The 21622-nt window shown below is 27.6% G+C and carries 21 protein-coding genes and 2 pseudogenes; 5 read left to right on the top strand and 18 right to left on the bottom strand.

The window, feature by feature from the left end:
• Positions 1-97 precede the first annotated feature (97 nt).
• From BN899_RS02865 to BN899_RS02850, 4 genes and pseudogenes are all read right to left on the bottom strand, one after another.
• On the bottom strand, positions 98-598 hold the full coding sequence (locus BN899_RS02865) for a transglycosylase SLT domain-containing protein (protein WP_042272698.1): 501 nt from the start codon (positions 596-598) through the stop codon (positions 98-100).
• Positions 595-2532, bottom strand: a complete 1938-nt coding sequence (locus BN899_RS02860) for an ABC transporter permease (protein ID WP_042272696.1) — start codon at positions 2530-2532, stop codon at positions 595-597. Before BN899_RS02860 ends, BN899_RS02865 begins: the two co-directional genes overlap by 4 nt.
• A pseudogene (locus BN899_RS02855) lies at positions 2519-3282 on the bottom strand (ABC transporter ATP-binding protein). The gene BN899_RS02860 and the pseudogene BN899_RS02855 overlap by 14 nt, the downstream one beginning before the upstream one ends.
• 173 nt (positions 3283-3455) lie before the next feature.
• Complete coding sequence (locus BN899_RS02850) at positions 3456-7754, bottom strand: PolC-type DNA polymerase III (protein ID WP_042272693.1); 4299 nt, start codon at positions 7752-7754, stop codon at positions 3456-3458.
• 236 nt (positions 7755-7990) lie between these two features.
• On the opposite strand from BN899_RS02850, the gene BN899_RS02845 reads away from it, so the two are divergent.
• Both BN899_RS02845 and BN899_RS02840 read left to right on the top strand, forming a co-directional pair.
• Positions 7991-8662 carry a hypothetical protein gene (locus BN899_RS02845; protein ID WP_042272691.1) on the top strand — a complete coding sequence of 224 codons (672 nt, stop codon included), beginning with the start codon at positions 7991-7993 and terminating at the stop codon, positions 8660-8662.
• 151 nt (positions 8663-8813) lie between these two features.
• Complete coding sequence (locus BN899_RS02840) at positions 8814-9191, top strand: hypothetical protein (RefSeq protein ID WP_042272688.1); 378 nt, start codon at positions 8814-8816, stop codon at positions 9189-9191.
• A gap of 60 nt (positions 9192-9251) precedes the next feature.
• Here the strand turns inward: BN899_RS02840 and BN899_RS02835 are convergent, their stop codons facing one another.
• From BN899_RS02835 to BN899_RS02825, 3 genes are all read right to left on the bottom strand, one after another.
• Positions 9252-11456, bottom strand: a complete 2205-nt coding sequence (locus BN899_RS02835; RefSeq protein ID WP_052356532.1) for an SH3 domain-containing protein — start codon at positions 11454-11456, stop codon at positions 9252-9254.
• 204 nt (positions 11457-11660) lie between these two features.
• On the bottom strand, positions 11661-12134 hold the full coding sequence (locus BN899_RS02830; protein ID WP_042272685.1) for a hypothetical protein: 474 nt from the start codon (positions 12132-12134) through the stop codon (positions 11661-11663).
• 161 nt (positions 12135-12295) lie between these two features.
• Positions 12296-12511, bottom strand: a complete 216-nt coding sequence (locus BN899_RS02825) for a hypothetical protein (protein ID WP_042272682.1) — start codon at positions 12509-12511, stop codon at positions 12296-12298.
• A gap of 141 nt (positions 12512-12652) precedes the next feature.
• Here BN899_RS02825 and BN899_RS02820 point away from each other — a divergent pair, with 141 nt between their 5' ends.
• Positions 12653-13000: a hypothetical protein gene (locus tag BN899_RS02820; RefSeq protein ID WP_042272680.1), complete on the top strand. Its 348-nt coding sequence runs from the start codon at positions 12653-12655 to the stop codon at positions 12998-13000.
• 119 nt (positions 13001-13119) lie between these two features.
• On the opposite strand, the gene BN899_RS02815 is transcribed toward BN899_RS02820, so the two are convergent.
• From BN899_RS02815 to BN899_RS02775, 9 genes are all read right to left on the bottom strand, one after another.
• Positions 13120-13509, bottom strand: coding sequence for a hypothetical protein (locus BN899_RS02815; protein ID WP_042272678.1), 390 nt, complete (start codon positions 13507-13509; stop codon positions 13120-13122).
• A 65-nt stretch (positions 13510-13574) separates the two neighbouring features.
• The gene (locus BN899_RS02810; RefSeq protein ID WP_042272676.1) at positions 13575-13763 is read right to left on the bottom strand and encodes a hypothetical protein; all 189 of its coding nucleotides are present in this window, start codon (positions 13761-13763) and stop codon (positions 13575-13577) included.
• A 9-nt stretch (positions 13764-13772) separates the two neighbouring features.
• The gene (locus tag BN899_RS02805; RefSeq protein ID WP_042272673.1) at positions 13773-13955 is read right to left on the bottom strand and encodes a hypothetical protein; all 183 of its coding nucleotides are present in this window, start codon (positions 13953-13955) and stop codon (positions 13773-13775) included.
• On the bottom strand, positions 13933-14217 hold the full coding sequence (locus BN899_RS02800) for a hypothetical protein (protein ID WP_147568478.1): 285 nt from the start codon (positions 14215-14217) through the stop codon (positions 13933-13935). The genes BN899_RS02805 and BN899_RS02800 overlap by 23 nt, the downstream gene beginning before the upstream one ends.
• Positions 14218-14342: 125 nt before the next feature.
• Positions 14343-14873, bottom strand: a complete 531-nt coding sequence (locus BN899_RS02795; RefSeq protein ID WP_042272668.1) for a GNAT family N-acetyltransferase — start codon at positions 14871-14873, stop codon at positions 14343-14345.
• A 167-nt stretch (positions 14874-15040) separates the two neighbouring features.
• Positions 15041-16240: a dicarboxylate/amino acid:cation symporter gene (locus BN899_RS02790; RefSeq protein ID WP_042272665.1), complete on the bottom strand. Its 1200-nt coding sequence runs from the start codon at positions 16238-16240 to the stop codon at positions 15041-15043.
• Positions 16241-16437: 197 nt separating this feature from the next.
• Positions 16438-16932, bottom strand: a complete 495-nt coding sequence (locus BN899_RS02785) for a hypothetical protein (protein ID WP_042272663.1) — start codon at positions 16930-16932, stop codon at positions 16438-16440.
• A 98-nt stretch (positions 16933-17030) separates the two neighbouring features.
• A complete protein-coding gene (locus BN899_RS02780) occupies positions 17031-17738 on the bottom strand; it encodes a hypothetical protein (protein WP_042272660.1) in 708 nt (235 codons plus the stop codon).
• A gap of 284 nt (positions 17739-18022) precedes the next feature.
• Positions 18023-18844, bottom strand: a complete 822-nt coding sequence (locus tag BN899_RS02775) for a nitroreductase family protein (protein ID WP_042272658.1) — start codon at positions 18842-18844, stop codon at positions 18023-18025.
• A 256-nt stretch (positions 18845-19100) separates the two neighbouring features.
• Here BN899_RS02775 and BN899_RS20745 point away from each other — a divergent pair.
• Positions 19101-19223: pseudogene (locus BN899_RS20745) on the top strand (LysR family transcriptional regulator); the annotation flags it as partial.
• Between the two features lie 99 nt (positions 19224-19322).
• Here the strand turns inward: BN899_RS20745 and BN899_RS02770 are convergent.
• Positions 19323-19520, bottom strand: coding sequence for a PspC domain-containing protein (locus BN899_RS02770; protein ID WP_042272655.1), 198 nt, complete (start codon positions 19518-19520; stop codon positions 19323-19325).
• 189 nt (positions 19521-19709) lie between these two features.
• Here BN899_RS02770 and BN899_RS02765 point away from each other — a divergent pair, with 189 nt between their 5' ends.
• The gene (locus BN899_RS02765) at positions 19710-20051 is read left to right on the top strand and encodes a PH domain-containing protein (RefSeq protein ID WP_042272652.1); all 342 of its coding nucleotides are present in this window, start codon (positions 19710-19712) and stop codon (positions 20049-20051) included.
• A gap of 171 nt (positions 20052-20222) precedes the next feature.
• Here the strand turns inward: BN899_RS02765 and BN899_RS02760 are convergent, their stop codons facing one another.
• The gene (locus tag BN899_RS02760; RefSeq protein ID WP_042272650.1) at positions 20223-21614 is read right to left on the bottom strand and encodes an FAD-binding oxidoreductase; all 1392 of its coding nucleotides are present in this window, start codon (positions 21612-21614) and stop codon (positions 20223-20225) included.
• Positions 21615-21622 lie beyond the last annotated feature (8 nt).

The raw sequence follows: 21622 nt of genomic DNA, 5'->3' as shown, positions 1-21622 counted from the left end.
TAATGCAATTTAAATAAAAAGGTATTGACTATTTAGCCAATACCTTTTACGTATTATAATTATTTATCTTTTAAAATCATTATAAAAAGAGATAAATTTAATTTTTTAAATCTGGATATAAAAATTTAAATATTTTTATATTCTTTTCTATTTTAGGAAGATAGTACTGCTTTGCATAGTCTCTTCTATCAAAGTTAGCTTCCTCTCCATTTTTAACATTCCACTCTTGAACTACTTTGCTTAAACCTTCATTACTAAACTTAGATATATAATATGCTCCTAGTTTTAAACTAGTTTTGGGGTCAACTAAATCCTCAGGTTTAAAATTATTAATATTTAACTCTTTTGCTAATTTAGTTGAAGATTCATCACTAAATCTTAAAATCCCATTATTTGAATTTTTCTCATATTTTTTATCATCAAATCTTGATTCAAAGTGTGCAAGTGAAGCTAATATATACGGGTCTATCTTGTATTCGCTAGAAATACTCTTTATATCAGATGTATATTTAACAGGGAATAACACTGTTCTTAAAGCGAAAAATGCTCCCCCTAGTATTATTAAAATTGCTATTGCAATAGATATTATTTTTTTCATATTAAATTCTCCTTAATTTTTTTAGTAACTATATCAAAATAAAACTTAGATGTAAGCAAGTAGTAAACTACATAGATTATTGAGTAAGGTATAAGTGTCCAAGCCATTACAAATATTAAATTTTGACCAAACATTTTACATACAACATAATTTGCTACAATACTATGAATACTTCCTATTAATAATGGTACGAAGAAATTAAATCCAACTTGGTTATAAACAGATGACTTTACATCACTAGTATCTACCCCAATTTTATCTAATACATTATATCTAGGTGCTTCATCTTGAGCCTCAGATAGTAGCTTGAAAAATATAACACTACCAGTACAAACTAAAAATACTAACCCCACAAAGACTCCTATAAATACCATTATTCCAGAAGTTGTGAATATATCTTTAAATGTTGAGTAATAAGAATTTACTAAGCTATTAGAAGGCTTCTCATATTCTCCAACTGCATATTTTTCAGTTAATTTTAAAACTTTATTATTAAAATATTCACTATCTTTTTCATTAGATATATCATATAAATAGTAGTTATTTACTTTATTATTTGATTTTAAACTTTCGAAAGTACTATCAGATACAACTATAGTATTTTGAGGTATTTCTGTATTATATAATTTTTCATCTATACTAGAGTTAAGATTTAATTTAAATGTAGTCCCATTATGATCTATATCAACAACTGACTTAGCTCGATAGTCGTTATATTTAGGATATACATGAATAAATTCACTATCTTTTATATTACTTGCCTCTTTAACACCTTTTATCTTTAATAATTGATTTAAGTTTGATAAAGAAATTATTTCATATTCTTCAAGATAATCAGAATTTGAATTATTTTTTACTTCTGGTAATGTTATATAAGTAAATTTAGATTTATCAAGTAATTTATGATTACTTGAATTACTTAAAGTTTCTTCAAATTCTTTTATATAATCTTTATTATCAATTTTTAAAGTATAAGAAAATGGAGCAATGCTATCTACGTTTTCAGAACTCATAAAGTATGTTGTCATAGATATACCTATAGCGGTTAAAGTAGTTGCACTTAATATTGATATTATAGATAACATCTTCGCATTACTTTTTATTCTATAAAGTAATTGAGATGTAGATATCATATTTAGTCCTTTGTAATAGTTTGATTCTTGATTTTTCTTCTTTCTAATTACAAAATACATAAATGAGCTAAAGAATAAAAATGTACCTAATACAACTGTAAATAAGGTAATCATAGCTGACACTACTATATCCATTCCTTTTAAAACTGAAATATAATTTACGTATCCAAACCCTATAAGAACTATTGATGTTATAGCCAATAACTTTGATCCCTTTTTAGCTTTTTCCGATACACTTGAAGCTTTAAATAAATCTATAAGCTTAAACTTGTAAATTATTCTATTGCTCTGATAAGCAATCACTAAAAATACAAATATGAAAAGTACAAGTGTATCAAATATTCCTTTAAATGATACGTAAAAAGGTATACTTAAATTTAATCCGATAATCTTTAAAAGTATTCCTAACATAAGTTTTGAAAATATAATTCCAAACACTATTCCTATTATTAGTGAAACTGCTCCTATTATTAATGTTTCAAAGAATAAAAGAATCCCGATTTCTCTATTTTCTATTCCTAAAAGAGCATATAACCCAATTTCTTTTTTCCTTTTCTTTATAAAGAAACTATTTGAGTACCATATAAATAGTACTGAGAATAAAGCAATTACAACTGAAGCAGAATTAAAAGCAGTAGAAGCTTTACTACTTCCTGCTAATGCACTATCTATAGCCGGGTTATACTGTAAGTTTTTAAATGAGTAGTATATACATACAGTAAATACTATAGAGAAAAAATATAAGAAATACCCTTTTAAATTTTTCTCTATATTTTTTTTAGCTATATTAAATAAGACCATTATCACCACCACCTATCAATGATAAAACGTCTAAAATTTCTTTAAAGAATTCTTTTCTAGACTCATGTCTTATTATTCTTTAAATATTAATCCATCTTTTATAAACAAAACCCTTTTACAATAACTAGCAGCAAATGCATCATGAGTAACCATCATTATAGTTGCATCTTGTTCTTTATTTAAGCTAGTCATAGCATTTAAAAGGTCCGTAGATGATTTAGAATCAAGTGCTCCTGTAGGTTCATCAGCTAATATTAGTGAAGGCTTTGTAATTATAGCTCTAGCACAAGCAGTTCTTTGCTTTTGCCCCCCTGATATTTCATAAGGATATTTATCAAGTAGTGATTCAATTCCTAGTGTCGTAGCTATTGATTTTACAGTTTTATTTATCACATTTGCATTAACACGAGCAAGGGCTAATGGTAATGCAATATTATCCTTTACAGATAAAGTATCTAGTAAGTTAAAGTCTTGGAATATAAATCCTAAACTTTCTCTTCTAAACTTAGATATTTGTTTGTTATTTAAATTAGTTATGTTTTTTCCTTCTATATTTATTTCTCCACTTGATGCTGTATCTATTGTAGAAACAATATTTAAAAGAGTACTTTTACCAGCACCCGAAGGTCCCATTACCCCTACAAATTCTCCTTTGTTTATTTCAAGGTCTATACCATCTAACACTGTTTGTATATTTTTTTTAGTTCCATATGATTTTTTTAAGTTTTTAACTTCTAATATTTTAGACATATTTGTGTACCTCCTTTTTCCTCTTTACAGTAACTTAGTATATAGGATTTTATAATTATGTATAATCGATTTATATCTCAATTTCCTTACAAATTTGTAATATACAAATTGTACTTATTCTTTTTAAACAAATAAAAACAGGTATTGTATTTTTTATCAATACCTGTTTTTATTTAAAATAGTGATAATTGGTTTTCATCACTCATATTTTCAAGTGAACCATGAACTGTAAGTGTTTCTATTACAGTCTTTGAAATCTTAGTTCTTTTTCTTAATTCTTCTTTTGAAATAAATTCTCCATTTTCTCTTTCTTTTTGGATATTTATCGCTGCATTTTCCCCAACTCCTTGTAGAGCTATCATTGGTGGAAGTAATGTTTTTTCTCCTGCAACTTGGAATTTCGTTGCATCTGATTTATATATATCTACTGGAAGTATTTTTAATCCTCTTGCATACATTTCAAGAGCTACTTCTAGTACTGTAAGCATATTCTTTTCTTTTGTTGTTGCATCATTTCCAAAACTTTCGATTTCATGTATCTTAGCTTTTATAGCAGGAAGTCCTTTTACTATTAAATCTGCATCAAAGTCCTCTGCTTTAGTTGTAAAGTAAGTTGCATAAAATGCCTCAGGATGATGTACCTTACAATATGCAAGTCTAAATGACATCATAACATAAGCAACAGCATGGGCCTTAGGGAACATGTACTTTATCTTTTGACATGAACCTATATACCATTCTGGTACATCATTTTCCTTCATCTCTTCTATATGTTCAGGCTTTAGTCCTTTACCTTTTCTTACGTTTTCCATTATTGTAAAGGCATTTTTAGGCTTTAGTCCTTTAAATATAAGGTAGTTCATTATATCATCTCTAGTTGATATAACATCATCTATTCCAACTACCTCAGCCACTACTAAGTCCTGTGCGTTATTTAACCAAACGTCGGTACCATGAGAAAGTCCAGATATACGAACTAATGCTGCAAAAGTTGTTGGCTTAGTATCAAGTAGCATTTGTCTAACGAACTTTGTACCAAACTCAGGTATTGCTAGAGATCCTATTGGACAGTTTATCTCCTCAGGTGTTACACCTAATGCATCTGTTGATGTAAATAGTGACATTGTCTCTGGGTCATCTAGCGGAATATCTGTTGCAATAATTCCTGTAATATCTTCTAACATTCTTATCATGGTCGGAGCATCGTGCCCTAGTATATCAAGTTTCAGTATTCTACCACTTATTGAGTGGTAGTCAAAGTGTGTTGTTATTACTCCACAAGATGTATCATTTGCTGGATACTGTATTGGAGTAAAGTCGTATACATCTTTATAGTGAGGTATAACCATAACTCCACCAGGATGCTGCCCTGATGTTCTTTTAACTCCTGTACATCCATTAGCAAGTCTTAATGCTTCTGCACTTGGTACATTTATATTATTTTCTTCTATATATTTTCTAGCATATCCAAAGGCTGTTTTTTCTGCTACTGTACCTATTGTACCTGCTCTATAAACATAACCTTCACCAAATAAGTCTTCTGTATATTTGTGAATTACCGGCTGATAATCTCCTGAGAAGTTTAAGTCTATATCAGGTTCTTTGTCCCCTTCAAATCCTAGGAAAACTTCAAATGGTATATCATGTCCATCTTTTCTAAGTGGCTTGCCACATTTCGGACAATCCTTATCAGGTAAGTCAACTCCTGAACCATACTCTCCAATTTCAAAGAAGTATGAGTACTTACACTCTGGATCATCACAAATATAATGAGCTGGAAGTGGATTAACCTCTGTTATGTCACTCATCGTAGCTGCAAATGATGAACCAACAGATCCTCTTGAACCAACCAGGTATCCATCGCTTAGTGACTTTGTAACTAGCTTTTGAGATATTATATACATCACTGCGTATCCATTACCTATTATAGAATTTAATTCTCTATCAAGTCTATTTATTACTACCTCTGGTATTGGATCTCCATATATTCTTTTAGCTTTTTCATAGCACATTTCTCTAAGTTCTACGTCTGATCCTTCTATTACTGGAGGATAAGTATCATCTGGTATTGGTTTTATAACCTCTACCATATCTGCAATTTTATTAGTGTTTGTTACTACTACTTCATAAGCTAAATCTTCACCTAAGTATTTAAATTCCTCTAGCATTTCATCAGTTGTCCTAAAATGAAGATAAGTTTCTTCATCTTCAACCTTAAATCCTTGAGAGTACTTTAACACTTTTCTATGAACTGCTTCATGCTTATCTAAAAAGTGAACATCACCTGTGGCAACTGGTATTTTACCAAATTTATATGCTGTTTCTATGAGCTTTCTATTTAAATCTCTTAACTCTTCTTCATCACTTACTTCACCTTTATCAATCATAAAACGGTTATTATCTATTGGCATAACTTCAATGTAATCATACATTTCTATTATCTTTGCCATTTCCTCATCAGGAACATTTTTCTTAACTGCTCTAAATACAGCACCTGCCTCACAAGCAGAGCCTATAATTATTCCTTCTTTATGTTCTTGTAGCACACTTCTTAGTATTCTAGGTGCTCTGTAAAAATGATTAACATGAGCATCTGAAACTATTTTATAAAGATTTTTAAGTCCTGTATAATTTTGAACGATTAATGTTATATGATTGGTTCCTAACTTTTGGTAATCTATTTTTCCTAATACATCGTTAACTTCTCTTAAAGTATTTGCACCTTTTTTATCAAGCATTTCTAAAAACTTTATATATATAAGTGCTGTTGCTTGTGCATCGTCTACTGCTCTATGGTGATTTAACAGTGGTACTCCTAATGCTTTTGCAACTACGTTTAATCTATGTCTTTTTAAATCTGGAAGTAATATTCGTGAAAGTGTTAATGTATCAACACTTTTATTATTAAACTCTATATCTTGTTGTCTACATTTTTCTGATATAAATCCCATATCAAACTCTGCATTATGAGCAACTAATACACTATCTCCAATAAATTCTAAAAATTTAGGTAGTACTTCTTCTATTGTAGGCTTATCAGCTACCATATCGTTAGTTATACCCGTTAACTCTTGTATTTTATAAGATATATCCTTTTGAGGATTTATAAGTTCACTAAATTTATCTACTACTTTAAAGTTTTCTATTTTAACTGCACCAATTTCTGTTATTTTATCATTAGTATTAGAAAAACCAGTAGTCTCTATATCAAATACTACAAAGCTTTGTGTTAATGGCTTATCATTTGCATCTTCTATTATTAAAGCATCGTCTTCTACTAAGTATCCTTCTACTCCATAAAGTATTTTTATACCAGAAGCTTTAGCTGCATTCATAGCCTCTGGGAATCCTTGAACTACACCATGGTCAGTTATTGCTATTGCTTTATGTCCCCATGCAGCTGCTCTTTCTACTAATTTTTTTACAGGGCAAAGTGCATCCATAGAAGACATTTGAGTATGCGCATGTAATTCTACCCTTTTATTTTCACTTAAATCTTTTCTTTCAGGTTTATGTTCTTTTCTTATACCACTTATAGTCATAGTAAGCTCTCTTTGGTAAGTATCATAAATTACGTCACCTTTAATTTTTAAATAAGAACCTTTTTTAACATGGTCAAGTACACTATCTTTATTAGTATCATTTAAGAAAAGTTTACAACTTATTGAGCTAGTATAATCTGTAACTGAAGCTATTAATAAAATCTTTCCATTTCTAAGTTCTTTAGTTTCAACATCAAAAACTTCCCCAATTACACTTACTGTCCCTGAGGTATTATTTAAGTCTTTAATATCTTCTACCATGGCATGAACATTTTCACCATATATTAAACTTTCATCAACTTCTGGTTTTATAACATAAGCTACTTCTTCCTCTTCTTCAGATTTAGTTTGGCTACTTATTTCTAACTCTCTAATTCTTTCTTCAGTTATTCTATCTGTTTTTTTAATTATTTTTTCAATATTTACTTCTTCATCTACAGCTCTTTCAATTTCTATATTAATTTCCATTCCTATTTCTTCAACTAATACAGTTTTAATTACATGAATTATATTTTGTTTCATTAATCTATCATAAAATAAACCTTTAGGTAATTTTATTTTTAATAGATCGTCTATACACAAGTATTCAACTTGTTTTTGCCATCCTGCTAATGACGGGCACAAGCTTTTTAGTATATACATAATATTTACCCAGTATCTTTTGATTATATCTTTGTTTGATTTCCTATCAAGCCCTGTGTACCTTATTTTTAATTTTATATCTTTAAAATAATTTAATTTCTCCTTTAACTCTTCTCTAAAAGATTCTAAAAGTTCATTTGATACTACATCCTTTGAAGTTAAGTAAAAATAAACTATTTTATTCTCTTTAAAATACACTACTTTCTTTATATAAACTTCTTTTAATTGTTTTGCTAGTATATTGTTATTTATCTCTAATTTATCTAAATACTCTTTTACACTTTCCATAGGCAACTCCCTTCTATAGACTAACTATTATATCATAGGTATATACCCTTTTGACCAGTGTGTTATCTAAATTTTCACATCAATATTTTAATAAAATATTTAAGTAATACATTTTCAAAATATTTTGATTTTTAAAACTTAATTTTATACCTGTACTATTTTAAATTGGATTAGCTACAAATCTAACTTTATTTAATATTATAATATACAATACTATAACGCAAGGCGGTGTTATCATGTCTTCTTTTGATGCAGATAATTATAGAAAAATAGCACTTTACTACCGAGAATTAGGAGAAAAAAAATTACTTAAAAAGTCTTTATCAAACATTAACATAAGTAAAAAAGTATATCTTTATTACTCTAGAACCAGAAATATACCTATTTGTACACTGCCTAACTTTAGACTTATTTTAGCATCAAAACTTGGATTTTTATCTTTTTGTTATAATTTTTTTGCTTTTATAAATGTAGATAAAAATGTTATCCCTATTAATTCCGCTAACATTCAATCCATAGCCAAGTTTGTACTATCTCATGAAATTGGCCATATATTAGACCCTGATATTTCTAAGTCTAAAGAGGAGTACTCAGAAATATTATCTGATATTGTAGATAAAATTATTGAATATGATATAGATATTAATAATACTGATTTTCATAAAGGTAATATACCTTATGATCTTGAACTTTGTGTTTTAAAATTAAAGCAAAACCTAATTGCTAGAGAGTCTAAGGCCTGGGATATAGCAAGAGACTTTTTAATATTTAAAGATGATAGTGAAAAACTAGTTTTTAATAAGATGAGAGAATATGCACTAGCTACCTATAACTTTGGTAATTTAAAAAATATTGTTAAAGAACATAATATAGATGTATTTTTCAAGTACAAAAGATATTTTAAATAAAAATTCGCTAATAAAAAATCCCCCGTAAAATAGAACTTATTAAAATCTATATTTTCTGGGGAATTTTTATGTTGTTTAAAATATTTTTGTAATATGAAATTTAATGTTATAATTTAGTTATATTTTAATACTTTACAAGGATGTGACTAAAATGAAAAAAGGAAGTATTCTCTATGATATATTCGGAAATATTGGGGTTTTCATATATTTAATGGGAATGGTAATACCATCTTCATTCTATTTATTTGATAGTTCTGATTATCCAGTCGTTATAAGTGAAACTGGATTGTTCTTATTACCAATTGCTCTTATTTGTATTTTAACTATAATATGTGTTTTATTTTCTAAAAAAAGATACTTTGTAGCTCTTGTTCCAATTGTACTATTCACAATCTTTACTACTATTTGGGTATTAACTACTAGTAAAGATTTAAGATTACTTGGCTTAGGTTGCTTTATCTTAAACATTTTATTATTATCAGCAATAGTTTATAGAATTTTTAATAATAATCCAAACATCGAAAAATAAAATTAATATTTAATAAAAAATAACTAGATTAATATTTTATTAATCTAGTTATTTTTTATACTATCCCTGATAAATCGGAATTTCATATTTTAAATTACTTGTTGTATCATACATTCCTATTAATCTATACATTATACCTGATATTCCATTTGCCCAGTTTACGTCTGTTGCATACTGGTGTCTTGGATTTTCATAGTAAAACTTCATCTTATAAACCGTATTTTGGTCATATTTTGAGCTCTTTAAATAATTATTTGCTATCCATTTTGCAGATCCCTCAATAGTTTTTTCTACACTTGTCCATCCATTTGCATAAGCCGCTTCTGCTCCTGATAGGTTAGCTGTTCCATCAAATGCACCTATACCGAAGAAGTTATAAACTTTAACTGGTGAACTTAAAGCTTGTCCCTTATAGCTTGTTAAAACTTGTCCTTGTGCTAATGTTGAAGAACCATATCCCGTTTCCCACATAGAATGTGCTACAAGATATACTAAATCTATATTATATTTTCTAGCAGCATCTATAAAAGCTTGCCCCTGATTATAGAATACATTAGTTCCTTGTGAAGAAAGCCTTTGAGCATTTAAAAATGAATTTAACTCACCAGCAGTTATTCCACCTTTGTAGCTGTCTAATCTTAAGAACTGCATCATTCCCTTTTTACTATTTCTAAAATTATTAGGATTTAAGAAATATTCTAAGTCATTTTTACCCGCATTAGCTGAATTCATTACATTTTTACCCACATTAATCTGCTTTTCAACGTGATTACTTAATGAATAAATTAGTCCTTTATTATGTACAGTAGCACCATCTACTATTTGAACACTATCTCCACCTACAACAGGAGGTACTGGATTTTCTGGTTTAGAGCCACCTTCTTGGCTTAAGTATTCACTTGATACAAAGCCATCTTTTCCGCTAAACTTTATTTTTGACCATCCGTTATTTTCAGATATTACATCTACCTTATTTCCTTGCTTAAGGCTTCCTACTTTAGAATAGTTAGTTCCTGGACCACTTCTTACATTTAATGAAGATGTATTTACCTCTTTTGCTTGTGTTGGAGTTTCTGGTTGAGATGGTTTCTCTGGTATTTCCGGACTTGTATTTACTTTACTTAAATACTGACTTGATACATATCCAGTAGATCCATTAAACTTAATTTTAGACCATCCTTTGCTTTCTGATATTACTTCTATTTTTTCTCCTAATTTTAAGCTTCCTATTTTAGAATTATTAGTTCCTGCTCCACTTCTTACATTTAATGAAGATGTATTTACTTGTTTTGTTTCTTTAGTAGTTTCTGGTTGAGATGGTTTTTCTGGTGTTTCTGGACTTGTATTTATTTTGCTTAAATACTGACTTGATACATACCCAGTAGACCCGCTAAACTTAATTTTTGACCATCCATTGCTTTCTGATATTACTTCTACTTTTTCTCCTAATTTTAAGCTTCCTATTTTAGAATTGCTAGTTCCCGCTCCATTTCTTACATTTAATGAAGATGTATTTACTACTTTCGTTTCTTTAGTAGCTTCAGGAGTAGTATCTGGTTTTGATGGTTTTTCTGGTACAGTAACCTGACCTTCTGCTTTTAGATACATTGTAGAAGTATATGCTTCAGTAGAATTAAACTTTATTTTTGACCATCCATTGCCTTCTGATATTACACCTACTTTTTCACCTTTATGTAGTTTACCTACTATTCCATTGCTAGTACTTGGTCCACTTCTTACATTTAGTGTATCTGTATCAACTATTTTTGTTGATGATACATTACTAGAACTCGACCCTAAATTTTCTAGGTACTGACTAGAAATGTAACCTAGTCTTCCATCATGCTTAACTTTTGCCCATCCATTGCTTTCTGAAACAACTTCCAACACTTCACCTTTATTTAAAGTGGTAATAACTCTATAACTAGTTCCAGCTCCATTTCTTAAGTTTACTCTATCAGTAGTTTTTTTCTTATTTCCTGTTGAAGATTCTTGGCTTGCAATTTGACTAGTTGATATATATTCAGAAGATGACCAACCCTCTTGTCCTGAGTTAGTTCTTATCTTATACCATCCATCTGATGTTTCTTTTATTTCGACTTGGTCACCTTTTTTTATTGTAAAAATAACACTATTATTAGTTCCTACTCCGCTTCTTACATTTAAGGAACTTGTTGTCACGACTCCTATATGTCCAGATGCACTTACATTAGTGGCTGCTATAGGTAACATAGCTAATGTTGCTAATGCAATTTTATTTTTCAATTATCTCCACCTCATCCTCATTTCCATTATTTTCCATATGCAACAATTATACGACATGTTATTCTTTTAGTAAATAATGGTATTATTCTAAAATATTCCTTTATTATTTATTCGTCAATAATGAAGATTTGTTTAGCTTTTATTTCAAAATTATTAATTACCCAACTTTCTTAAAATCGAATCTTTAAACTCATTTTTTATAATCTATTTAAAATATTTCTTATTTATAGTTTCTGCACAAATTACTCCATATGGAGTTTTATTAAATCCTGTTTCATTTTTAAACACATCTATCAAATTTTTATTATTTTCTATATAATTTTCATGTTTTGGATACATAATTGGATATTCTAGGTATGATATAAAATATTCTAAATCCTTTCCACTACACTTTTTCCAAAATCCTTCCCATTTAGTGTTATTTACGTAATTATGTGGATTTAAGGCAATACCATTTTCCATATAATATTTTATAGGGTCTGGAATTTCATTTGAATTTTCCTTAAATTCTAAATCTAGCTTGCAAAATTCTTTAGTATAATCAGTTAATTCTTTATCTATGTAATTCATCTTTTCTTCTAGTCTATTAATCTTTTTTTGATCTTTTTCTTGCATAATTTTTTTGTATTCTTTAGCATATATTTCAAACATTCTATACCTTCCTTCTGTAATGTTCATATATACACATCCCCTATTTTAGTTTTAATATCATATTTGTGTTAGTTATTATATTTTACATATATATGCTTTTTTCCTTTTTATATGAAATACAAATTTCGATTTTTTCTAAATTTTTTAAATAATACAAAAGCACCTATAATTAAACAGGTGCTTTTGTATTATTTAAAATTTGTATATGATAGTATTGCTACTACAGCATCAACTTTTTCAGATAGATTTGATATTTCTGCACTTGTTTTATCTAACTTTTCACATAAGCTTTCTAAATTTCCTAAAGTGTTTTGAACTTTGAATAGTTCTAGGGCTTGTTCAAAAGTCAAATTATAATTGTCCATAGTGTCTTTTACTTGTTTCATAATTTCCTCTATTTTCATAATAGCACCCCTAATATAAGCTATGAACTTGTCTTAAACAATGTTACTCTTTGTTGAACTTTCTCAAAAAATATACTATTATTCATTTTAGAAGTATTCTAATTTACATGATTATATATCCTTGAAGGGAGATTTGCCTAAATGGCCTTATTAGTACTTATTTTATTAGCTTCAGATATTATTATTGGTTTTATTTTAAAGAAGAAATTTTATATAAAAAATATTGATAAAGAGACTGAACTTAAACTTTTACCTAATAAGCTTAGATATCTATTATCTTTTGGTCTTTTAATATGTCTTTACCTTGTAGCAATTAAGAATATGCATTACTCTTATGTATTAATTTTTCTGTATGCTCTTAGTGCCTTTGAGAATTATTTAAAAACTATTAAGCTTTATAAATTAGATAAATATAAGAAATCTTATTATTATACTTTGTTTAAACTTGTATCTTCATTAATTTTAATGATTTGCATTATTGTTTTTTAATTTTAAATAAAGTACCTATGTTTCTTTAGTTATAGTAAAAAAGACCACTTAAATTTAAGCGGTCTTTTTTACTATATAAATCTTATATTTAAACATATATATTCATGCAGATTCTCCTTTTAAAAATTATTCAATTTAAAATCAAGATTATCAACTGATACATTTTTATATCCAAGTGGAATTTCAATCAATTTTGTATCTCCTGGTTCAATTCTAACTTCATCTGAAATACCTTCTTCTAATATTGTTCCATCATAATCTTTTAATTTATAACTAATTTTAACACCTAAAGTTGTTCTAGTAGTATTTTTAAATTTAGTTTCTACTTCACTTCCAAACCATGTAGTATCATCCATTTTCCATTCTAAATTATTGAATTGTTTTTTAACTTCAGGTTCAATTCTTTTATATTCTTTTGAGCCTAAGTGTAAACCCCACATATACAGTACTATAAATAAAAAAAACATTATTTTTATTATTTTTTTTCCTAATCTTATTATTTCTTTCATTCTGTCAATCTCCTTAGTTGTTATATTAATTTGTTCCAATATATATTTTTATGTTTGAATCTAAATCATAGTATACCAAATATACATATATACTCCAAGAATTTCTTATTGTGATTTATTATTGTTGTCATTATTCCTACTTGAAAATAATCCACTTCCTGTTGCTGCTTATTATAGTTTTGCTTTTTAATAGTTTCTCTTCTGTTGTTCTCTTTTATTGCATCAATTAATTTTACTAATATTCCTTTGCTCATATATACACCTTAAATCGCCCTTGCATGTATTTTTATTGTAAGTGGGATACTTAGTCTACCTTCATATCTAAACATACCTACATTATCCCCTGGATCTCTTCCTTTGTCATATACTAATCCAGCTTTATTTGGATTATCATTTGAAGTTGCTTTAATTATGTAATGTACTTCATTTTCTAAAAAATTCTCCAATTTTTTCTACAGGTCCACCAATGAAATTAGGCATTTCAACTACCATTGCTTTTAAGTCTTCAATTCTTTGTCTTTCTTCATTTATTTCTTGATATTTTTTCCTATTATTACTTATTAATATACTTTCACAGGCTATTGCTCCTATAGATGCTATTATATTATTAAAATCTGCATATGATAATCTGATGATAGCACAGGCATATCCTGGTTCATCCACAAACTGCAAAGCATTTTGTAATATGCATGAGGATTTACCACCCATTATATTAACATAAGTTCGCTATACTTATATAATTAGTTTTGTAATTCTTATAGTTTCCTATAAAATTAGAACACATATTGATTTTAACTATATAGAGTATTTAGATTGTTTATTAGTTGTAATTATTATATAAGAAACTCTTTTGCATAAACTACTGTTCCACTAATATTTTCTAAACCATTAGGGATTAATTCTAAAGCCATAAATGCTTCATTAGGTACTTCAAATGGAGCTTTTATATCATAATTACTTGCAGGTATAAATCCAAATCTAGGATAATACTTATCATGACCTAAAACTATAACTGATTTATATCCCATTTCTTTTGCTTTTTTTAAACCTTCTTTAATTAACTTACTTCCTATACCTTTACCTTGATACTTTGGTAAAACTGAAAGTGGTGCTAAAGCTAAAGTTTCAAACTTTTCTTTACCATTATCTATTAGTGCTTTTGTAAATAAAATATGTCCTACAATCTTTTCATTATCTTCTACTACCATAGATAATTCTTTTATAAAAGAGTTTCCTTTTCTAAGTCTATTTACTAACAAATGCTCACTCTTATCACTAAATTCTTCATTTTCAAAAGCTAGTTTTACTAAATCTTCGCTTACTTTATAATCTTTTTCATTTTCTTGTCTTATTTTTATGTTCATTAGTTTCCCTCACTTAATATTTTTTCATAATTCCACCTACTACTTATGTTTTATCTTACCATATCCTAATATTTTATATCAAAATTATTTTATGCGATAATAAAAACAAGCCTTATAAAAAATATCTTTTAATAAGGCTTGTTTTTATTTATAAACTTATACGTATATTAAATTTCTGATAAATCAGAAGAAACTTCCTCACTTTTTATGTTCTTTTTATCTGCAACTCCGGTAAGCATAAGGGTTATTGCACCGTCTCCAACAACGTTACAAGCTGTACCAAAGCTATCTTGAAGAGCAAATATAGTTAATACAAGTGCTGTTCCAGTTTCATTAAATCCAAGAACACTAGTTATTAAACCAAGAGATGCCATAACTGTACCACCAGGAACACCCGGTGCTCCTATTGCAAATATTCCAAGTAATACTATAAATAAAATCATAGTAGTAACACTTGGAAGTTTTCCATAAAGAATTTGAGATACAACCATTACAAAGAATACTTCAGTTAAAACAGATCCACAAAGATGTATATTTGCACAAAGTGGAACAGAGAAATCTAATATATCTTTTCTTAAAGATTTAGATTTCTTAGCACATTCTAATGCTACGGGTAATGTTGCCGCAGAAGACATACTTCCAACAGCTGTTAAGTAAGCTGGGCCATAGTGTTTTATAACTTCAATTGGATTTTTACCTGATATAGCACCTCCAATAATATATAGAACTGCTAGCCATATAAAGTGTCCAATAAGAACAATAGCTATAACCTTTAAAAATACAGGAAGATGATTAGTTATAGAACCTTCGTATGCTAAAGATGCAAATGTTGTAGCTATAAAGAAAGGTAGTATAGGTATTACTATTCTATTCACCAAGCTTAAAACTATATCTTGGAATTGGTTTAATAATTTTTCAACTAAATCAGCTTTTGTCCATGTCACTGCTAAACCAATTATTATAGATAAAAATAAAGCACTCATAACAGGCATTACTTGAGGTATATCTAATTTGAAGATAAGCTCTGGTAATTCACGTAAAGATCCAGTAGCTGAAGCGATTGATAGTTTTGGAATTAACATATAACCAAATATTGCAGAAAATGCAGCTGCACCTACTGATGATATATATGCAAATCCAATTGCAAACCCTAGTAATTGAGAAGCATTATGTCTTAATCTAGCAATTGATGGTGCTATAAAACCAATTATTATTAGTGGCACTGAGAAAAATATCACTTGCCCTAAAATGTATTTAAGAGTAACTATTACGTTCATCAAAGACTCTGAAGACGCAAAACCAATTATAAGACCAATAGTAACTGCTAGCACTAGCTTAAAAATTAAGCTGTTAAAAATTTTTTTCATAATAAATCCCCCTTTTAATATGAATATAATTTTATAGATATAAAAAATTGATTACAACACAAATGATAGCAAACTAATCTTTAATATTCAACAAGTATCTAACATTTATATTTTTCATATTGTTATATTACGTCATCTAACCAACATTATAATTAAATCTTTGTCGAATAAACTGTTTTTCTGTCTCATTTGTAAAACTATATTTTCCACTCTTGTAAATAAACTCTATTCTCTTTTCCCTTTAATATTAATATTATATAGCTACCATCACTATCTTTTTTGTATATATACTTATCCCCTATTTCTAAATTTATTGGATTTTCTTCATAAGACTTTATGTTAGATTTATTCATTTCAAATGCTTGTTCTTTAAATTTCTCTATTTTTTTGTTTAATGATTTTATATTGTCTTTATTTATAATTATCCATTCTTTTAAATTTTTCACCTTATTTAAATCCTCTTTGGAATATTCTAAATAAGCATATCTTTCACCATCACCATGAAAAGATGGCTCACTTATAAAAATATCTACTACATTGTCTGGTGTATCTAGACTAATATCCCAATTAAGATATATATTTTTTTGATTATTATTTATTTTTTTATATATATTTAATCTTATTTGTGCAATTATTAAACCTAATATAATTATTAATACTGCCATTATTATTTTTCTTGAATTACTATTCAATATCTCTATCCCCCAAATTTTTATTTGTTTATCTAATAATGTATGTAAAAAGGCTACTGTAAAGTAGCCTTTTTATACAAATCTTCCCATATTTATATTTATCCTTTTACATTTTCATAATTAATATCTTCTTGCATATACTCCTTAAGCTTTACATTACTAAGGTCTATATTTGAATTATTTTTTGCATCTATTCTAAATAAATCTTTCTCGCCTTTTTTAAGTTTTTTATACTCTATTACTTCACTTTTTCCACTAGGATGAATACTTTCTACCTTAGTTATAGTATCAGTATCTTTATTTATATATATTTTAGCTGTTTTACTTTTGTATTCTGTGACTGAACTATCTTCATTTTTAACTTTTTTAAATTTATCCTTTAAGTATTTTGTTGTGTACTGATTTGACATACTTTCCATTAAAGATATATTTTCTAGTTCTTTATTTTCTTTTGCTATCTGAGGTGAAAGTATAGTTGTACTACCTTCAAATTTACCATTTTCATTATATATACTACTCATTTTACCTTCATTTTTATGAAATATTTCTCTAACTTTTAGTTCATTATTTTTATTATACTCATCTCTTTGCTCTATTGCTGTTTCTGAGTCTTTGTAATACTCTTCATAAGAGCCATCATTTTTAGTTACTTTAACGTATTCCACATCTCCCCTTGAGTCAATTAATTTTTCGTATGCCTTTGTTACTGTTTCTAAATTGTTTTTTAGTGTTTTTTCCCTAATTAATACTAATGATGTTACTATTACAATAGTAGATACTATGTATAATAAATATTTTTTCTTCATAATTTTTCTCCCTTTTTATAATTTCACCCAAATATTTCTACATAAAATATTTTATCATATAGACTAAATAAAGAGTGTTATTATTATAATCCTAAATTCAATAAAATTGATGAAAATAAAACATATAAACTAATGTACCTACCTAATATCAAAAATGTTATTAAATCAGAGTTATTAGACTAATATCTATGGTTTAAATCATAAGTCATTTAATATAACTTTATACAAAAATAAGTAGCCATTATGACTACTTATTTTTTACTCTAAACTATAGTTTTTATTAATTATCTCCAAGATATCTGAGCATCTTTTCTAGGTACAGTTCTTGAATATTTTATATAAGGATATCCTATTACCATACAAGTAACTACTTCTTGACCTTCTTCTAATCCTAGATAATCCATTATTTTTTTATTTCCTTGAGCTGCTCTTACAAAGAATCCACTAAAGAATGTTCCAAGACCTAATGCATTAGTCATAAGCTCCATGTTTGAAGAAGCCAAAGCACCATTTACTGGTGAATCAGATACAACAAGTATTACAGCAGGAGCATTAAAGAATAAACTATCTCCCTTTACTTTATCTTCTTTGTAAGCCTCATACATATTAACCCACATATCGGCATACTTTTTTATAGGCATTGTCTGTGGATTTAAATTAGAAAGTATATGTTCTCCCATTCGGCTTAATCTTTCTAATGTCATTGATTTTAATTCTTCTATATCATCTTTTACTACTATATAAGATACGTTTTGACTATTACTTCCTGTCTGAGTAAATCTTCCTGCCTCTATAATTTTAGAAAGCATATCTACTTCTACATCTTTATTTTTAAATTGTCTTATAGTTCTTCTAAACTTTATAAAGTTTAATAAATTATTCGCATCTATCTCAAATTCTTCTTTATTATAATCTTTAATATCTTCCATATTGTATTCATCAGTTGATACTGCATTCTTTGGACAGACTGCTATACAGTGGCCACATTTAATACAAGTTATATTTTTAATATTAGCCTTTTTATCTACAAGCTCTATATCTCTTAAGAAACAGTCCTTAACGCATAATCCACAACCTATACATTTATCTTTATCTACTTTCATCATAATATTTATTTCCCCCTATCTTTGACATAACTATAAATAATATTTATAATTTATGTAATTATATTAGTACAATTAATTTATTTTTTAATCATTTATTGAGATTATATCACTATAAATTTATATATGTCTAATTTCTATTTTTCATATAAGTATAACTTTTAGTCATGTATTAACTACAATAATAAGGAGTATAAAAATGAATCTACAACAGTTAGAATACTTTAAGACAATAGCCGAAACTTAAAATTTTACAACTGCATCAAATTTACTTTCCGTAACCCAACCGGCTTTAAGTAAATCAATATCAAAATTAGAAGAAGAATTAAAAGTTCCTTTGTTTGAGAAAAATGGACGAAATATAAAATTAACTGAATACTGAAAAATAGATTTAGAATTTTATGATGATATAACATAGTTTTATTTATCTTAAGTATGATAATAGTTAAAATTTTTAATATATCACTACCTTGTTTTATAATTAATAATTTGCTTGATTAGGCATAAGAAAAATTAAAGCTACATATAACATTACACCCATCCCTATATTCCGGAATACTGTGAATAAAACAAATATTATTCTAAGAGTTGATGACTTAAATCCAAAGAATTCAGATACTCCACCACAAACACCAGCAAATACTGAATCATTATTAGATATGTACATTTTCCTATTCAAATAAATTTCCCCCTTTATATATTTCAATATAAAATCATTTTATATTTATGATGTTACTACACTTTAAAATATACAACAACAATAATTATTAGTACGAAAACTTACTATAGTTTAATTTACAAATATTAATACGTATCCTATACTATATTTAAAAGGTTATTAGAGATTAATCTTTAAGGGGGATATATAATGGACAAAATAATTAACGAAATTATTAATATATTAGATGAAGATGAGGAAATATTATCATCATTAAGATGTTCTATAAGAACATTTTTACGAACAGAAGTTTATAGACCAGGTATACTTGCGGCTACTAATAAGAGATTTATATTTTATGCTTATAACTTAGGAGATGCTAAGTTAATCGAAGTAATTAATTACGAAGATATGTATTCAATTGAAAAAAAGAAAATTTTATTAAAAGAATATATAACTATTAAAGGTAATTTTGAAAATGTATTATTTTCAAATATACTAAGTGATAATTCTGATGAGTTTATAGATTTTGTAAATAAAATATTAGATTAATAAAAAATTCGCTTCGCTCATATCGCCAACGACCTACAAACCAGGTCCGTTGCTAAAGCTTAGCGGCTGGAAATTATACTTATCCACAAATCAGATAAAATATAATTTCCTTAAATATAAAAAAGCTATACTTGATGATTAGATTCCAACAAGTATAGCTTTTTATATTTTTTAATATATTTTTCCTGGATTTAATATATTTTTATGATCAAAAGCCATTTTAATATTTTTTATAACATCCATATATGCTTCACTTTGAGATTCGTGTAAGTATCCTTTTTTAGCGTATCCTATTCCATGTTCTCCTGAAACTTGCCCTCTTAATTCTCTTGCTTTTTTATACATACAATCAAAACTTTCTTTTAGTTTTAATTCCCATGTTTTATCATCCATATCATCTCTTAATGTATATACATGAAGGTTTCCGTCTCCTGCATGACCAAAGCTTTTTATTCTTACATTTAATTCTTTTTGTAACTCATTAGTATATCTTATAAAATCAGCAACTTTATCTCTAGGAACTACAACATCACACTCGTCTATTTCTGTTGTTGATGCTTTTATAGCTTCTAAAAACGCTCCTCTAGCAGACCATATAGATTCATTTCTTTCTTGTGTATCAGATATAAATACATCATATGCTCCATTTTCCAAACATAGATGAGCAACTTTATCATACTCTTTTTCTATGTCTTCTTTGCTATTTCCATCAAATTTTAGTAATAAATATGCATCTGAACTATTATCTGGGAATTTCTTTCCTAAAAATTCTTCTGCAGCAAGTATTACTTCTCTTTCCATAAACTCTATTGCTGTTGGTATAGATTTTGATTTTATTATTTTAGGTACTGTATCTATTGCTGTTGCTAAATCTTTAAAAGGAACTAATAAACTTATATCTTTTTTAGGAAGTGGTAATAGTCTTAGTATAGCCTTTGTTACTATTGCTAATGTTCCTTCTGAACCTACTATTAAGTCTTTTATACTATATCCAGAACTATTTTTAACGACTTTTCCACCTATATTAATTATTTCTCCATTTGGAAGAACTGCTTCTAACCCTCTTATATAATCTCTAGTTACTCCGTACTTAACTGCTCTCATTCCACCTGCATTTGTATTTATATTTCCACCTATTGTAGCACTTTTTTCACCTGGATCTGGTGGATAAAATAAGTCTTTTTCCTGAACGTATTGACCTATAGTCATAAGTAATACACCTGGTTCTACTGTTAATGTTAAGTTTTCCTCATCAAGTTCTAATATTTTATTCATCTTGCTTAAGTTAATCATAATACCACCATGAATTGCTACTGCTGCTCCAACTAATCCAGTTCCTTGTCCTCTAGGTGTTACTGGTATATTATTTTCATATGCGTATTTCATTATTTTAGATACTTGTTGTGTTTCATATACATTTATAAGTACTTCTGGATATTTTTCAACTCCACCTAACTCATCATGAGAAAAGTCCTCACTTATTCCTTCCCCTACAAAAACTTCATCTTTCCCACAAATATCTATAAGAAAATCTATATCATTTTTATCAATTTTTTTATACATAGCTAATC

Source organism: Faecalimicrobium dakarense (assembly GCF_000499525.1).
Lineage (GTDB): Bacteria > Bacillota > Clostridia > Peptostreptococcales > Peptostreptococcaceae > Faecalimicrobium > Faecalimicrobium dakarense.
This window is presented reverse-complemented; position numbering and strand designations above follow the sequence as displayed.